The sequence below is a fragment of the Paenibacillus sp. W4I10 genome, from assembly GCF_030816325.1.
Lineage (GTDB): Bacteria > Bacillota > Bacilli > Paenibacillales > Paenibacillaceae > Paenibacillus > Paenibacillus amylolyticus_B.
In genome coordinates this window covers 671,560-686,471 of record NZ_JAUSXX010000001.1, presented here as the reverse complement: position 1 = coordinate 686,471, position 14,912 = coordinate 671,560, and the positions used below count along the sequence as shown (strand labels likewise).

Below are 14,912 nucleotides of genomic sequence, written 5' to 3'. Positions count from 1 at the left end.
CCTCCTTATCTACTATATTTAGAGATATGATTACTTCCCATTCCCGCACCTACATTGCTGGCCATATAGTTCACCATACCCGGGTTGTTCTGCCGCAGTGTCTTGTCCAACGTAGATGTCAGTCTCTCCACATCTTTTGTGCTGCCAGTCATATTATCGATGTTCACATGAACCGTGACATCACCTGAGCCAACCATCACACTTTTATGTGTATTGTTCGTCGTCATGTAATCAAAGTAATCCATGACCTTAAGACCTGCTGGAATGTTGAATGAAGATATCGGTTTATCCATTTTTTTGCTAATTTCAAACAAATTTTTAGACTGTTCTACACCTAATGACTGGATTTGTTTTAAAATCTCCATATATTCATTTGACCCTGGTTTAAACACACCACTATTCAGCAGATTCTTCCAATCTTGCTTGATCGAACTTATTTGTGAGTTCATTTCTGATGCACGGGATTTGTTCAATGCAATTAATTCTGGTGCATCTTCCTTACCCCCATTAGCCGCCAGGAGATCATACATTCGTTTATCATAATCCAACTGCGTCAACTCAAACTGATCATTCATCTTGCGTCTAAGCTCATCAATTTGGCTGTTTTTGACACCATTCAGTTCAAGCTCTGATTGTGCCTTCTGCTGTTTCTTCTCATTGATCTCCAGGCCCAGTTCATCTTTCTCCTTACCTTCAGCCATCTTGTCGTACGTCTTCTGTAAACTTGCAATGGCCTTATCGAAGAACTTGATATTCTCTTGCAAATATTTCTCCATTAGCGCGCGCATCTGACCAGAATCTTCGCGAACACCACTAATCAAAAGACGGGATCGAGTGACTTGGTAATTGGTTTCGTTATCACTTGTCGACTTGTTAAGCTGCCGATTAATCTTGGCGATCATTTCATCAATACCGTTGCTTTGCGGCTGAGGCCTATAACCGTTAGCAATAGTTCCTATTCCGCCCGCAGCAGGAATATACTGCATTTGAGGTTGAATGTATTGTATCTGCGGTTGTTGTTGTTTGTTGTCCCCAGGCGGTTTTCCAGACTCTTTATCCATTTGAATCTGGGCTTCTTTTTTCTCCTGCTTGTAGTTGTATTCCTTGCCCAGTTTCTTCTCAACTGCATCTCCGCCATCTTCACTCCAAACCGCCTTAAATCCCTTCCAGTAATCCCCGAACTTGTTATTGGTAGCATTGTTTCCGAATATTGAACTCATTGTGCCGGACACAGCGGCATCCATCCCCAGGTTTAACCCTTTCCACACTTTCCCTACAAAAGATGACTGCTCCATATCCTTGAAATCTTTGGCCAACTCTTCCTTATTGGTTGCGCGAATACTCTGCTTCTCCGCTTCTGACTTACCCATATTGTTCAATGGATCGACAAGACCAGAGACGACATCCATGGCGGTCATCGCCAACCCAAGTGCAGGTACAGCTTTTAAAGGCCTCAATAATCTCCCGCCGGATTTGACTAATTTCGAAAATTTTCCGGGTGTTTTAATCCCACGGGCAGCTTGCTCCGCATTGATGTCACGCTGAGTAATCGAATTTCCTTGTCTATCTCGAAGTATATTTCCATCTTTATTACGGATCGGGGCATTGCTGTCAAAAAATGCTTTGCGATTGCCCGTGTCTTTCATATCCTTAAACCTGGAAAGAAGGCCTCTTTTGGGTGTATTTTTATTCCCTTTTTTCGAGTCGCCCCCCGGATTGAATTCATCCATTATTGCGTCTTTCATGACATCTTTAATCAAATCTTCATGGCGAGCTACAAAGGTTTTGTTTTTGGAATCTTTCTTGTCATCCTTAACAGGGGATTCAGGGGATCCACCACTTCCTGCACCTGGAACAACTAGTAATCCTCCTGGACCACTCATCATGCTCGCGAGCTGAACCTGTTCCAGTTCCTTCAGTTTGGATATGTATGCTGTAGCATCGATCATGCCTTGTCTAAAAGAAGCATTTAACTCATTGACTTCGGTTCTCAATGTGGAGAGAACGTCATTCAATAGCGTTGACTGTTTACGCAGCTTCTGGATCTCGGATTCGTAGCGCTGAACATCCGTTGAACCGTATGTAAACTCAGCATTAAGGAAATACAACTTGTTTCGTAGTTCAACTGCATCAAGGTCCATGTCATCCATCGCCATCATCAGTACTCTAGCTTGGTGTTCAAGTTGCATCATTGCTCTACTCGTGTCATCCAGTTCTCGGCCTAGAAACTCAAGACTTCGCTTCATCTTTGCAATCTGAATATCGAGTGAATGCATTTCTTCTCGCAACAGAAGAAGTTCTCGACTATACGTTTTGACTCGCTTCTCAGCTTCGTCACGTTCTTCTGCATGAATGGAAGAAGCCGCTGTATCCCCATCTTGTATAGCCTGATTGTACATATTATGTTTATGATCTCGGTTAGTCCGTGCCTGAAGTACATCATCTTGCTTGGCGGCGGCCCTACTTTGAATTTCTGTTTTGCGATGTTCCAGAGTCTGCAGACGACTCTGCTGTCTGCCCATTTCCTGCGCTACACCAGCACGTTGCACATCCGTGACTCGAAGTGGCTCGGGAACATCGCTCCCCGTATTTTCGACTTTCCCTGGATCCGCATTCGTAGCACTGTATCGCTTCTGATCGCCTTCATTCATCACTTCACCGAACTTATCCCACGCAACCTGAACTCCGACTTCATCCATAATTCGGTTAAGCAATTCCATATGATCAACAACGCCACCCGTACGATCTCCAATTAACCGCATGACTGCGATAAGATAATCGCCCAGCTCGGCAAATTCCTCTTTCAACCCTTGCATCGCCTCATGTGTTGCAATCTGAAAAGTGATTTCGATCTCTCGTTGTCGGAATTGAAGGTTGTCTCTACTGCCAGTGCGCTGATGGATCGACGCGTTTGCATCCTTAGCCTTCAATTGTTCAGCAAGAAGATCGAATCTAACTCGATTCGATGCAAAGCCCTGCTGAGGATTATCTCCTTTTGACTTAACCAACAATCCAGCCTTACTAATCCAGTTGGCTAATGCATCCTCTTGTGCAAAAGTTCCATCAGGGTTCCCAACCTTTGGAAGGGTCTGACGCATCATATCCATCAAGTCCTGAATGCCAACATCCAACATCGTTGAAGCTCTGATCATCATGTCTGTGACTTGGGACAGATCAAAGCTACTGCTTCCCCATGCCGGAGTAACAGCTTCCAGACCTGTTGCCGTCTGTTCTACATCCATATTGCCCGCTGAATGCAGCTTGGCTACTTCTTCAGCAAACGCGACAGCTTCAGATGAATGATCATAATTACGAGAACCAATACGATAGGCAAGGCCTACATCTTCCTGATCCATACCATGTTGCAGTGCAATTCGTTGCAGATTTTTGACTGTTCCGGTTTGTGTGAATTGCCCACTGTCATTCGTTGTCCCAGACGATCTAAGCTCCAAATTTTGGTCGGCCCGGCTCATCTGTTGATCCATCTGCTGCGACGAGTCAAGGGATTTCTTGAGTAATGTTGATGAATACCCCTTGGTTCCACCTGCTGAAATATATTTCATCGTATTCATCACGGAGTCTATCAACCCCTGTGAGCCAGCTGCAGACACATCCTTCATTTCACTGAACGCTCCACGATAAAAGTGCTCCAAATCGGTAGTCAGTGTTTCAATCATTTTCGACTGCAAATCACTTCTGATTGTCTCTACACGTCTAATCAGCGTGTTAACGCCTGAAGGGGAACTCCCTTTCAGTTTTACGTTTTGTCCAGTTAATTGATCCTTATCCGTTAATATTTCTTGTGTTAAGGAATGTTTGTCTCCTTGTCCTTCTGTTTCAGTCATAAGAATCACCGCCTTTATGCATAAATCCCGTTCTACCTTCATTTAGGCAAAACGGGATGTCTCTCTCTTATCCTCCGAGCGCTTGTGCAAGCATACCGATATCATCTTCTGATATCTCCGTGTAATCCTCGTCATTGAAGGTTCTTTTACGTCTGACGGTCCCATCTTCTTCAACTTCCTCGCCCCCACCGCCACCGAACATGCGAAGAGGTGCTGTCATAAGTTCAACCTCAAATTGAATATATTTCTCGGCTGACTTGCACAGCTCCGCAACCTGAGGGAGTGTGTACTCCCAAATCTCCCACTTGTTCAGCCCACAGTGTTTATGGAGGGTGAAGAAGATCTCTCCCCAGTGAACGGGTTCCTGTGTTTCCGAATCACGGATTTCGGTTCCCTCCAAAGACTCCCCCTCGGTGCGTTCTACTTTTTTAAACCGTTGAGTCCAATGAGCATATCAATGACTTTACGAGCTGTGTTCAGATCGAGGTACTCATCCAGATATTCTCGATTGATGATATACTCACCATGCTCATCTTTGGTCACGATATGTGGATAGTTTTTGAATGCCATTGCCAATACATCAAATAAATCCTGCTGCCGCTTTTCATCCAGTTCATCATTCTCAGTCGGAATGAAGTTAAGAATAATGGCATCGATATTCACCGTTTTCAGCAACTTCATCAGACGGCGGGCATCCTTCAGGTTACACGGCGGAATACGATATTTCCGTCGATCCCGTAACGTAATAATCTCATCATCTTCAAAGAATGCACGCTCAGCAGCCTCCACTTCCTCTGGAGTCACCCGTTTGTTTTCCGGATCATCTTTGATTCGTTTCGCCGCTTCCTCATTCAGCTTTTCCGCAAGTTCACGCTCGGCTTTTTCTTGTTCTGTTTCCATGAATTTAAAGACCTCCCCAGGACATTCTCCCCCATATAATAAAAAACCTGGCAAGGCAAGGCTCTGTGAAGGGGAGGACACAGATGCCGTTTGATACCTTGCCAGGAGCAATCAACCTTATTTAGATATTAGATCTTGCTTGGTGCGCTGAAGCGTTTGATACTGCCGATTTTTCCGTCAGCACGTTCAGGATCAAGAATCTGCAAGGAGATTGCAGATGCAGAAGCGGCAGCGCGCTGGGCATTGATGCTGAATGTACCTTTTGCACGGCACATGTACAGCTCGGTTTCAACCCCTGCATACGAACCATCTTTTTGCTGGAACGTACCGTGATGAACGACAGAGATTGGGAATGGTACTTCATCAACCAACAGATCAACCATGTCTACAATTTGGTCTCGCTTGTAGTTGAACACAACCTCTTTACCGATATGGGCAGCATTCAGGATAACTACATCATTCGCTTCGTCGTAGAAGAACGCATTGGGTTCCACGGCCGTTCCTTTGGAAGTGAGTTGTTTCAGCAACGTGTTGGAATCTTTGAGACGAACCGTAATGTCACCGTTACTTCCATAGATATCACTCGCATGCTTCGGTTTGGCTTCAGCAAATCCGGAATTGGATACGCCAGCAGCCACTGTAGACTGCTCATTCAGTACCCATACATAAGACTTCACTTGCTCTTGTACCGTTGAACCCATCATCAGCTGGATCGCATCCAGATCGAATTTGGCATCTGTTGCCGACACTTCAATCGATTTGGACTTCACCAGTACATCAATGGCGAACAGACCGTCACCACCAAAGATGTCCTCAAGCTCCACGTTAAGGTCAATTTTCAGATCTTGCAGGGTACCCAGGGTAACTACCTCAATTTCGCCCATCGGATCTTTTGGAAGGCGTTTAGCCATGAACGTACCTACACCTTTGATAATCATTTTTTTAGCCATTGAACAGTCCACTCCTTAGGATAGTATGTATTTTTAGCTACGGAGACTTGCTTAAGCCAGGATCAGGTTAAATGACTTGATGATCGGGAGATCCGTTTCGTTTAACCCGTCTGGCTGTTAACCGTCTCTGCTTTTTATAGTGTAGAACGCTATCTTCAATCCCTAACGATAATGTAAACGAAATATATTGAAGCAGGATTAGCCCCGTCATCTTTGCAAAAGGAAAAGGCCTATATACGATCAAAGAAAAGACCCCTACATTAGAGGGGCCATTCTGTTTGGCAAAGAATCAATAATTTGCGCTACCTGTTCCGCACGTTCCTTGATCTCAAATTCATCGGCAGTAACCAGATGAACATGTGAGCAGTATTTTCCATGCTCATAGATTCTCTCAGGTGTAATGAAGACAACGTCAGCAACAGCTTCCATCTTGTGTTTGTGCTTTTCGTACTGATCCGGATCGGTCAACGAATCAAATACGACCAGATCAGGATAGGCTGTCTCGACAGAACTTGCCAGCCGGCTATCGTTCACCCAATAGATTACGCGATCACCTTGAAACAGCGTACGGACATTATGGCCCACACGGGCTACAACAAAGTTTGGAATCTCCGGATATGGATACTCCAAGGCATCTACCTGATAGAACTCATCACTGGAGTTGATATATATTACATTGTAGCCTACTTCCGCGAGTGCTTTTAACAGCCGCTGTGGTCGACGCCCGAATCGTTCACTATGGAAATCGATCGCAGGCAGATATACAATCGTTGTATCCGTGTTTGGGGTGTATGTCGTAACATTGAACTCTGTCGCGTCAATCTCTATTTCTTCAAGCTCGATTGTTGGTGTAGTCGATTGGCTACCAAACATTCGTTTAAATATCTTTTTCATTTCTCATACCTCCTATGACCTGATTAATCATCTTCACAGCATCCATTGCCCTGCCATCCCAGCTATTAGACTTAGCCACCCTTACTCTTGCCGCAATTTTGGAAGTACTATTCTCACGAATCGCTTTCTCCAACATCACCCCGCAATTATGCTGATTCATAAAGTAAGTTACATCGCTGTACTTATGAACAATTTCCTCCATACGCGTTGTCAACACAGGTTTGCCCGCAGACAAATATTCATAATACTTGATCGGATCGCAACCCCGGATCATCTCTGTCAGCTTGAATGGCACGATACAGACATCGAATTGAGCAATGTAGGCGGGAAGCACTTTATAATCTTTGTGCGGAAGACAAGTCACATTGGGATGCACAATATTTTTTTGATAGAGGGTATTGTTTCCAATCAAAACAACACGATAACCTTTATCTGCAATAGCGGTAATCAGCGAATAATCCACCCACGATGCCATTGCACCGTGGAAACCCACAATCTTTTGCCCATCATGAACATCGGGGAAGTCGGCCGGTTTGGGCAGAATCACTCGCGCTTTCTCAAAATGTTGGTAATCTGCCCCGTTAGGGCACATAAAGATTGGTTTGCCGTCATGTTTATGTGCCTCGTACATCACCTTGGCAGTCGTGGCAATAAGATCTGCACGGTCAAAACATTTCGGGATGTAGGATTTCCACACAGCAAACTCGTCAGCCGAATTATCAAGGTAATCAAATACGGTAAAATCAAACTTCCGTCCATCCGAATAATTGTACTGGCCTGGATTCGAGAACCAGAGTACCTTCTTTCCTTTGACCAGGTGATCGTAGTTCACGCCTTTTTGCACAAGGAACAGATCCTCATTTAACTTTTCAATCGGGCGGCTCTGCTTTCTGTACGTTTCTTCGTTGATAAAGATGGCCCGTATACCTGGAATATTGGAGAAGGCGGTCATCAATTGCTGAGGACGCTGGAACAAAAGGTTCCAGTCGAGTGCGGGCGGGTAGACAATGGTCATTTCTATACTTTCAAAAACCGGATTTTCTCGTTGTTTTCTACGAAGCAACCAATTGAGCAATCAACTCCACCCCTTCCGCATAGGCATGAACGGGACGCAACCGAGTATCTACAAACAGTTCAAATCCCAATCTTCTAGCTTGCTCACAGAATGGTGCATCTTCACCTGTTGGATGAGAACCATATCGAACCCCTGCTTCGATCACTTCACGCTTAATCAAATATACCGCACCTGTCAGTTCTACCGGGAACAAACCCGCTTTGAATTCAGGTATATGTTTTCCGCCGATCATGGCATTATGAGCCTTTAACTTTGGGTGATTCCGTATAAGCATGGAGCATATATCTTTGTCATTATCTATTAACTGCCGTAGGCTACCCTCGGGAATGATGATATCCGTATCAATTGAGAACAGATACTCACAGTCCGATTTCAGAAACTCATCCAGAAGCGTATTTCTCAACAACGCCAGGTTGTGATAGGAATATTGTCCACGTATATGACCATATGTTCTCCCCAGATTATGAGTTAGATAAGGAATCTGATGACAATCAAGGATATGCTCCGTCTGATCTTCACTATCATTCAGGATATACATATAATGTTTCTGCACTGCTTGTTGCTCAAGCGATTGCAAGTGCCGTTCCATAATCCAAGCCCGGTTTCGTACAGGACTACCTATAAATACGTTTTTCACAGTCCATCCCCTCTCCCTTTTTACATAGTCTAGACTGTTGCTCAGTAACCTTCGCACATTAAACAAAAAAGGAGTGATTCCTCAAAAGAAGAGAGAGAACGAAGCATTTTTCCTATTCTAGTACAGAAGGAGTTGATGAATATGTATACCAAAAAAACCATTATTCACACATGGAAAGAAGGTGACAGGCATGCTGGGGAGTGTAGAATTAATCCACAACTGGTTCCAAATGGCCTCTGATGGAGAAGCCCATGCTTCTGTTCGATTTGGGGATGCTTCCAACACCATTCTGGCCCACGATACCGTTCTGACTATGGATTTCATTAAGTCTCATTACGGCTGGTTGAACGATCCTACCTATTGCGGGATAACCTTACCCAACGCGAGTGCGAGAGAAATTATTGTACACTGTCTGCGAAAAGCGGATTACGTTGGACACCTGATCCAGACAGATCACTGGTATTTCAAGCCGTTATTCGATATGTGCCTTGCATATTACAAAGTTGAACCCAGAGAGACCTTCTATGCTTTTGAGAATAATTACATCGCCCGATTCAAGTTATTCTATGAAACTTTCAAGACCATGCCTATTCTGATCTGCGGAGCCAAGGCCGAGCAATATCGAGAAGTTCTGGAGCGGAGATACGGGTGGACAAGCATCGTGGGAACGGTGGACTGCCCCTCGTGGTCTCATGTGAGCACAGCATCCAAACAAATGGAACATATCTACCAACAGACACCGTGGAAGCTTGCTCTGGTGTGTGCAGGTGCACCCGGTAAGGTACTGGTTATTAAGGCCAAAGAACTGCAAACCGTAGGTGTTGACTTTGGTTCCGGAGCAGATGTTGCCATTCAAGCCGACAGCGAAAATCTGAACGCATGGGATTACAACGGATTTCCTGATTATTGGGAAGGCAGACCCAAAAAATGACCCTCTCCGGGTCTTTTTTACTGGATAAAACTGTAATTTCAAATCCAATTTTATTGACTTAGTAGCTGTTGATAAATTAAACTATCTGCCTTATTATTGTTAAGATAACTCCTAATCTAACCTGGTTTAAACTTGCATGAAGAGGAGCTCTGCTAAGATATTCGAACCGTTGGAGGGAAATGTAATGGCGTACTCGCAGTCAAAGACTGAAATAGTAGCAACTCATTTACGAACAAGATTTATGGAAGGTAACGTAGAGGGACATGAGATCGTTGTTGCCTTGATCAGTATGGTCAAAGCTGAGAAGATTAATTTAGATGAGGTTGCCCCTATTCTCTCTACAGTCTTTTTTGAACAACCGCAAGGTATTCTGTTGGCACTCAAAAAAGCTAGCACTCTGATTGATGATGAATTAATTGATTCCATTCTCCACGAAGTAAACGAAAAAGCTTAATCTTACATACAAAGGGAGAGCTTATCATCAGATATTAATTTACAACAACCAGTTATTCTCTCCACACTTTTAGATTAAATAGATTCATCACTGAGAAATTGGACTTTCTCGTTATTTTCTGTCCTCCTCCGCTTATTCTAGTAGTATTACGAAGGAGGGGACACCAATCGAGACAGTGAATAAAGCCATTTTATTTTTAACTGTTATTGAAACCATGCTTGAAGCGCTCCACCATACAGAAGTAGATCAGACAGAACTTGTGGATTCGCTTGTCATGTTAGGTTTTGATCCCATTGAGATGTTGTACGAGACAAATACCATTAGATCTTTCCAAAAGATATGCAGGGCTTTCGCAGAACTCCATCTTACAGATGAGGCCCTGGACACGTTCTCAAAAGAGTAGTTACATAAGCAGAACCCCACATCACATTCGACGTGGGGTTCTGCTTTTTTTTGAATTTCGAACCCTTTTTGAACCGGATCAGCTTAACCTTCCCCATCCTGCCTCGTATAGGTCATCTAGGGACCATGGACATCTCCATCGCCCCTGTTGACTCTGACTTAATAAACGAAAGGATGGTTGTATGAGCTCACCCACACCAACACATGTGATGGAGACAAATCAACTCGCTGTTATTGGAGTCGTCGATGAATCCTCGATTCAGACCCAATATGAACTTGAGTATCCTGACCATATCGTGATTATACAACATTTTTATTTTTTGAAAAATCCGGCACACTTTAACTCCTGGTTAACCAACAGGCATCCTTAGCTCCTAATCAATATGTACTGCTCTCGCGGTTAGGACTTTTTACGTCTGCGCTCATCAATTAAAACTTTCAGTAACAACAATTCTCCATAGGTTAACTTCTTCTTGCGTACCTTCTCTACCCATGCCCAATCTTCAATCACCTTGTCGTTGTAGGCATCTCCAATGAACTGATCAAGTTCATTCCAGGCCCATTGTGCATAATCCAGAACCGTATTCATATCATCATCCTCCGTTACTGCTAATTCTTGTAGTGGGTTTAGTTTTATATGTACTGCTTGCTTAAATCTTTCATATTCACCTGGTTGCTTAATCCATGGCAATGGGCATTCCTTCCATCCAACCACTTCTTTATGTGTGAAGAAGACGGGTGGAAAGCCCCGTTCCCTGATTAGGTATACCGCGAGGTCTACAATGTTATTGAATGTATCCTCATGGATACTGCCATCCTTTTCAATGCACATCTCAATGCCCACTGTACTATTGTTCGGATATGTCCCAAGTTTGGCCAGAGCTTCCTTCGTGTATGTTGCACTCCCGCAGTGATAAGCTAATTCATCATCCGGGAGACTGTTATATATCGAAGTTCGATCTACCGAGAAATGTGCACTTGCATAACGACCTTTCACTGCTTTATTGGAATCCTGCTGTGCCAGACTTGCAAAGTATTTGCTAATGTTCTTCGCGGGCGCTCCGGGAGAAGCCGTATAATGCATCACAATTCCACGTTTCGCTTTTAATTTCAGTCCGGCTCGGCTGTATTTATTCACAGGTATGTAATCCTTAGTGATCTGTATCATGACATCTTCTCCTTATCTTCAACTTGATCTTCATTCCCTCGAAGCTTAAAGAGTGCTGAAGTGATAAACTTCGGTACAGGCAGGCCCAGTTTTCCCATGTTCTCCAAAATACTGATTCCTTCGGTACCAATGATGAACATTAACATTGCATCTCGCATAAAATCATTTGAATTGCCTGCAACCATATCCAGTTGATGTGCAATAATGACAAAGACAAATGTCAATGACTTACGAGCAAGCCCCCACCATCCAACCCTGCTGGATAACTCCTTCCTATACCATGCAGACAGCACCCCTGTGATGTAATCCAGCCCCACAAAGATGGTCACTGCAATAAACAGGTGATCAATTCCTCCTACCAAATACACGACTGCCGATAGCAGCCAGCCAAACAAAACCATAAACACGGTATCTCTGTGCATTAACGTTCCCCCTTCAATAACCTATTTCATGTCTAGGTTAGGCGGATCATAGACATAAGTCTCATGCAATACGGAAACCACCGAAAAAACACTCACCATTCGCTGAACAAACAGCAAAAAATCCCTCACGCTGGGATATGCGGGAGGGATCATGACCAACTGATTCAGCTATAGGTTGATGGATCTGGTGTTACTGGTACATCTGTTGTATTCGTTGGTGTTGTATTACGTTGGAACATGCCTTGAATTCGATCAAGAACATAAGGCGTAGAGTCAATGAGTTTCTCAAACAGATGTGTGGAGTTATCGAGTGGCACAATGTGTACCCCCTGCTTACCTACCACCAGAAACGCAATAGGACGTATGGATACACCGCCGCCGCTACCGCCACCAAATGGAGAAGCCACTTTTGCTGAACTGGCATGTTCAGTAGAGGTACCCGTGGCACCACTTTTGCCATTACTTTCTCCATTGACGTGAAAATCACTACCACCGGCAGCAAATCCGAATCCCACCTTACTGATTGGCAGAATCACGGTACCATCCGGTGTTTCGACTGCATCGCCAACAATTGTATTGACATCCACCATGGCCTTGATATTCTCCATAGCAGTTTCCATTAAGCCTTGAATTGGATGATCTGACATTTTAATTCCCTCCAGTTTCAATGTAAGCTAGGTTTGATCTAACCATATCATCCCCAAACTTGAAGGGACTTATGTAAATAAGCATTTTAAGTACACGCACCGAACCCCAACCTCATATTTCCAAAACAGGTCGGCTATAATGGGTTTTTACAGAGTTGTCCCACTAAGTTTCTTCTTTTGCTTCTCCTTATGCCTGCGGCGCTGTTCCTGAAGAAGTCTGAACCACATCCGCCATCCGCCTTCGACTTGAAGCACACGGGTGAGTAGTGTAACTCCAGCGATCAGAACGGCTGTAAACCGAATTTTCGCTCTGAAATCCAGATCGGTTCTAAATTCCATTTCATCGGACCATACCGGCATAACCTGAAGCACGGGTGTTTCATCAAAGCGGATCTGATAGGTGAGAAAACCAATAATAATGGATTTGATACTCCACACCCAGCCCGTCAGCACCGCTGTATATGCTGCATCACCAACGCCGATGTGGGTAGCCCAGGACAGTTGGGTCATATGTACGCGTGTGAGTGTTTGCTTAAGCCACAGCTTGAGCGCGTCTGTTGCCCTAAGCATAATTTTCACATCTTTAGCCCACTTCTTGACTTTGCGTTTGTTGACCCGCTCACTTCCATGGGCCTCGCCTCTCGAATGATTCATGGAATGTTCGGTCTTGACCAGAAAACCTTCCTTCATATTGCGAAAAACAATACTCGGGATCTCATAGTTAATCCGCACAATTCCATAGAGAAGACGAACATTAATATTGGCGTAATCATCACTTTTATGTTTACTGAATGTAAAATGTACATGAACATTTGAGATGAGGACTGCGGCAATCAGCAATGCGAACAACAAACCGATTCCTCCAAGCCAAATCCACACAGGCCTTACCTCCAAGCCCTCAATTCTTTTCTCGTCTAGTATGGCACTCTGAATAGGAAAAAATTCACGTCTGACCTAAAAATCCCATTACATATTTGTTTGGAAACTGTTCTTTTCACCATTTATCTAAAACAATGCACAAAAAAACCGACTCCACTGATGGGTGTCGGTTAGTATGAGCTAGCAAATTAGAGTGAAGAATCCGTATTATCGTCTTCGTTGTCGATATGACTTAGGTCATCCGCCGGATCAGCACTTTCCGGTTCCAGTTGTTGCAAATCCAGTTTGTTGAATAACAGTTGTGTCTCTTCTTCCAGGTTTTCCGAATCTTCGAACAAGCCTGGTTCCGGAAGGTCTTTAATTGAAGCCAGTCCGAAATAATCCAGGAATGACTTGGTCGTTCCATACAGAATTGGTCGTCCGATGGCCTCGGCTCGTCCCACTTCAATAATCAGATCCTTATTCACAAGCGTATGGATGGCCCGCTCCGATTTTACACCGCGGATTTCCTCAATCTCTACCCGTGTAATCGGCTGACGATACGCCACAATGGCCAGCGTCTCCAGAGCCGCCTGGGATAAGGACGTGCGTGCGGGAGAGTATGCCAGTTTCTCGAAATAGACAGCGTGGTCAGGCAAGGTGCCCAACTGAACTACACCAGCGATCTTGAGAATCTGTACACCTCGTCCCTGCTGTGAAAATTCATGAATCATCTCCTCAATCGCGTCCGTTACAAGCTCAACTCGCTGGTCGACGATCTCGGCGATTTGTTTGATACTCAGACCTTCTTCTCCGGACAAAAACAGCAGGCCTTCAATAATCGATTTCAATTTCGGAAAATCCATGATTCTTTGTTTCCCCTCTCCACTCCATAACGATATCCTCAAACATCCGTTCCTGATAACAGACAATCTGCTTCATCTTCATCAGTTCCAGCACCGCCAGAAAAGTGACAACAATCTCATGGCGATAGATATGCTCATCCATCAACTTGGAGAATAACAGTCTGCCTCCCGGCCCCATACTTTCCAAAGCGCCGATGACATCCCGTATCCGGTCCTTAACCGAAATCTCATCCCGTTTGATCCGGGTTACAGTTGTACGCTTCTCAGCCTTGCGTAGCGCCTTCTGAAAGGCTGCAATCAGGTCAGAGGTGTGTAAACCCTCAACCGGGTTCGATTGGGCTTCTACGGGCATATAGGGGCGCAGATCCTCGGGCTCTTTGGAAAATATAAGGCTGCGTTCCCACTCCCGTTCATGAAGATGACGCGCAATTCCCTTGTACTTGCGATATTCTATCAGACGTGCAATCAGCTCTGCACGTGGATCATAATCTTCTTCTTCCATAAAATCATAATCCTCAAAGTCCTCAATTACCGGTGGTTTGGGCAGTAAAAGTTTGCTCTTGATCGACAGCAATGTTGCTGCCATGACCAGAAATTCACTCGTAATATCCAGTTCCAGTTCCTGCATCGAATGCAGATACGCCATGTATTGATCGGTAATATCGCTGATGGGAATATCCTGGATATGAATTTCAGCCTTATCAATCAGATGAAGCAGCAGATCCAAAGGCCCTTCAAAAGTCTCCAGTTTGTATGTAACTACCGTCACTAGACGAATCCTCCCGCCAGAAAAATACAAAACCCTGCTAAGCCGTCCGAATCCGGTTTCCCGTGTTCGTCTGCGCAAAGCAGGGCACTACTAT

General features: G+C 44.4%; 17 protein-coding genes. 4 read left to right on the top strand and 13 right to left on the bottom strand.

Annotated features, from left to right (window positions below; all coding sequences use genetic code 11):
* Positions 1-5 precede the first annotated feature (5 nt).
* The 7 genes from QF049_RS03105 to QF049_RS03075 form a co-directional block, all read right to left on the bottom strand.
* Positions 6-3,845, bottom strand: coding sequence for a coiled-coil domain-containing protein (locus tag QF049_RS03105; protein WP_307534736.1), 3,840 nt, complete (start codon positions 3,843-3,845; stop codon positions 6-8).
* Between the two features lie 67 nt (positions 3,846-3,912).
* The gene (locus tag QF049_RS03100) at positions 3,913-4,245 is read right to left on the bottom strand and encodes a hypothetical protein (protein ID WP_307534734.1); all 333 of its coding nucleotides are present in this window, start codon (positions 4,243-4,245) and stop codon (positions 3,913-3,915) included.
* A 20-nt stretch (positions 4,246-4,265) separates the two neighbouring features.
* Complete coding sequence (locus tag QF049_RS03095; protein ID WP_076331342.1) at positions 4,266-4,745, bottom strand: hypothetical protein; 480 nt, start codon at positions 4,743-4,745, stop codon at positions 4,266-4,268.
* Positions 4,746-4,873: 128 nt separating this feature from the next.
* Complete coding sequence (locus QF049_RS03090; protein ID WP_307534733.1) at positions 4,874-5,695, bottom strand: hypothetical protein; 822 nt, start codon at positions 5,693-5,695, stop codon at positions 4,874-4,876.
* Positions 5,696-5,950: 255 nt separating this feature from the next.
* Positions 5,951-6,589, bottom strand: coding sequence for a hypothetical protein (locus QF049_RS03085; RefSeq protein ID WP_307534731.1), 639 nt, complete (start codon positions 6,587-6,589; stop codon positions 5,951-5,953).
* The gene (locus QF049_RS03080; RefSeq protein WP_307534729.1) at positions 6,573-7,604 is read right to left on the bottom strand and encodes a glycosyltransferase; all 1,032 of its coding nucleotides are present in this window, start codon (positions 7,602-7,604) and stop codon (positions 6,573-6,575) included. The genes QF049_RS03085 and QF049_RS03080 overlap by 17 nt, the downstream gene beginning before the upstream one ends.
* Positions 7,605-7,641: 37 nt before the next feature.
* Positions 7,642-8,301 (bottom strand): glycosyltransferase family 2 protein, encoded by a 660-nt coding sequence (locus QF049_RS03075; RefSeq protein WP_307534727.1) that lies wholly within the window; start codon positions 8,299-8,301, stop codon positions 7,642-7,644.
* Positions 8,302-8,491: 190 nt separating this feature from the next.
* On the opposite strand from QF049_RS03075, the gene QF049_RS03070 reads away from it, so the two are divergent.
* The 4 genes from QF049_RS03070 to QF049_RS03055 all read left to right on the top strand — a co-directional run bounded on the left by QF049_RS03070 (position 8,492) and on the right by QF049_RS03055 (position 10,459).
* A complete protein-coding gene (locus QF049_RS03070; protein WP_307534725.1) occupies positions 8,492-9,232 on the top strand; it encodes a GT-D fold domain-containing protein in 741 nt (246 codons plus the stop codon).
* 184 nt (positions 9,233-9,416) lie between these two features.
* Positions 9,417-9,686, top strand: a complete 270-nt coding sequence (locus QF049_RS03065) for a hypothetical protein (protein ID WP_307410620.1) — start codon at positions 9,417-9,419, stop codon at positions 9,684-9,686.
* Positions 9,687-9,861: 175 nt separating this feature from the next.
* Positions 9,862-10,089, top strand: a complete 228-nt coding sequence (locus QF049_RS03060) for a hypothetical protein (protein WP_076328272.1) — start codon at positions 9,862-9,864, stop codon at positions 10,087-10,089.
* A gap of 181 nt (positions 10,090-10,270) precedes the next feature.
* On the top strand, positions 10,271-10,459 hold the full coding sequence (locus tag QF049_RS03055) for a hypothetical protein (protein WP_307534722.1): 189 nt from the start codon (positions 10,271-10,273) through the stop codon (positions 10,457-10,459).
* Between the two features lie 29 nt (positions 10,460-10,488).
* On the opposite strand, the gene QF049_RS03050 is transcribed toward QF049_RS03055, so the two are convergent.
* The 6 genes from QF049_RS03050 to QF049_RS03025 all read right to left on the bottom strand — a co-directional run bounded on the left by QF049_RS03050 (position 10,489) and on the right by QF049_RS03025 (position 14,818).
* On the bottom strand, positions 10,489-11,256 hold the full coding sequence (locus tag QF049_RS03050; RefSeq protein ID WP_307534720.1) for a peptidoglycan recognition protein family protein: 768 nt from the start codon (positions 11,254-11,256) through the stop codon (positions 10,489-10,491).
* A complete protein-coding gene (locus QF049_RS03045; protein WP_036607828.1) occupies positions 11,253-11,678 on the bottom strand; it encodes a phage holin family protein in 426 nt (141 codons plus the stop codon). The genes QF049_RS03050 and QF049_RS03045 overlap by 4 nt, the downstream gene beginning before the upstream one ends.
* Positions 11,679-11,842: 164 nt before the next feature.
* Positions 11,843-12,325, bottom strand: coding sequence for a GerW family sporulation protein (gene ytfJ, locus QF049_RS03040; protein ID WP_307534717.1), 483 nt, complete (start codon positions 12,323-12,325; stop codon positions 11,843-11,845).
* A gap of 147 nt (positions 12,326-12,472) precedes the next feature.
* Positions 12,473-13,204, bottom strand: coding sequence for a DUF2953 domain-containing protein (locus QF049_RS03035; RefSeq protein WP_307534716.1), 732 nt, complete (start codon positions 13,202-13,204; stop codon positions 12,473-12,475).
* A gap of 188 nt (positions 13,205-13,392) precedes the next feature.
* The gene (scpB, locus tag QF049_RS03030; protein ID WP_036672307.1) at positions 13,393-14,049 is read right to left on the bottom strand and encodes an SMC-Scp complex subunit ScpB; all 657 of its coding nucleotides are present in this window, start codon (positions 14,047-14,049) and stop codon (positions 13,393-13,395) included.
* The gene (locus tag QF049_RS03025; RefSeq protein WP_076328266.1) at positions 14,018-14,818 is read right to left on the bottom strand and encodes a segregation and condensation protein A; all 801 of its coding nucleotides are present in this window, start codon (positions 14,816-14,818) and stop codon (positions 14,018-14,020) included. The genes scpB and QF049_RS03025 overlap by 32 nt, the downstream gene beginning before the upstream one ends.
* Positions 14,819-14,912: the final 94 nt, after the last annotated feature.

What these genes read in the sequence shown, in the direction of transcription:
- QF049_RS03105 (WP_307534736.1), bottom strand. Translation starts at nt 3,845, where the DNA reads ATGACTGAAACAGAAGGACAAGGAGACAAACATTCCTTAACACAAGAA.
- QF049_RS03095 (WP_076331342.1), bottom strand. Translation starts at nt 4,745, where the DNA reads ATGGAAACAGAACAAGAAAAAGCCGAGCGTGAACTTGCGGAAAAGCTG.
- QF049_RS03090 (WP_307534733.1), bottom strand. Translation starts at nt 5,695, where the DNA reads ATGGCTAAAAAAATGATTATCAAAGGTGTAGGTACGTTCATGGCTAAA.
- QF049_RS03085 (WP_307534731.1), bottom strand. Translation starts at nt 6,589, where the DNA reads ATGAAAAAGATATTTAAACGAATGTTTGGTAGCCAATCGACTACACCA.
- QF049_RS03080 (WP_307534729.1), bottom strand. Translation starts at nt 7,604, where the DNA reads ATGACCATTGTCTACCCGCCCGCACTCGACTGGAACCTTTTGTTCCAG.
- QF049_RS03070 (WP_307534725.1), top strand. Translation starts at nt 8,492, where the DNA reads ATGCTGGGGAGTGTAGAATTAATCCACAACTGGTTCCAAATGGCCTCT.
- QF049_RS03065 (WP_307410620.1), top strand. Translation starts at nt 9,417, where the DNA reads ATGGCGTACTCGCAGTCAAAGACTGAAATAGTAGCAACTCATTTACGA.
- QF049_RS03055 (WP_307534722.1), top strand. Translation starts at nt 10,271, where the DNA reads ATGAGCTCACCCACACCAACACATGTGATGGAGACAAATCAACTCGCT.
- QF049_RS03050 (WP_307534720.1), bottom strand. Translation starts at nt 11,256, where the DNA reads ATGATACAGATCACTAAGGATTACATACCTGTGAATAAATACAGCCGA.
- QF049_RS03045 (WP_036607828.1), bottom strand. Translation starts at nt 11,678, where the DNA reads ATGCACAGAGATACCGTGTTTATGGTTTTGTTTGGCTGGCTGCTATCG.
- ytfJ (WP_307534717.1), bottom strand. Translation starts at nt 12,325, where the DNA reads ATGTCAGATCATCCAATTCAAGGCTTAATGGAAACTGCTATGGAGAAT.
- scpB (WP_036672307.1), bottom strand. Translation starts at nt 14,049, where the DNA reads ATGGATTTTCCGAAATTGAAATCGATTATTGAAGGCCTGCTGTTTTTG.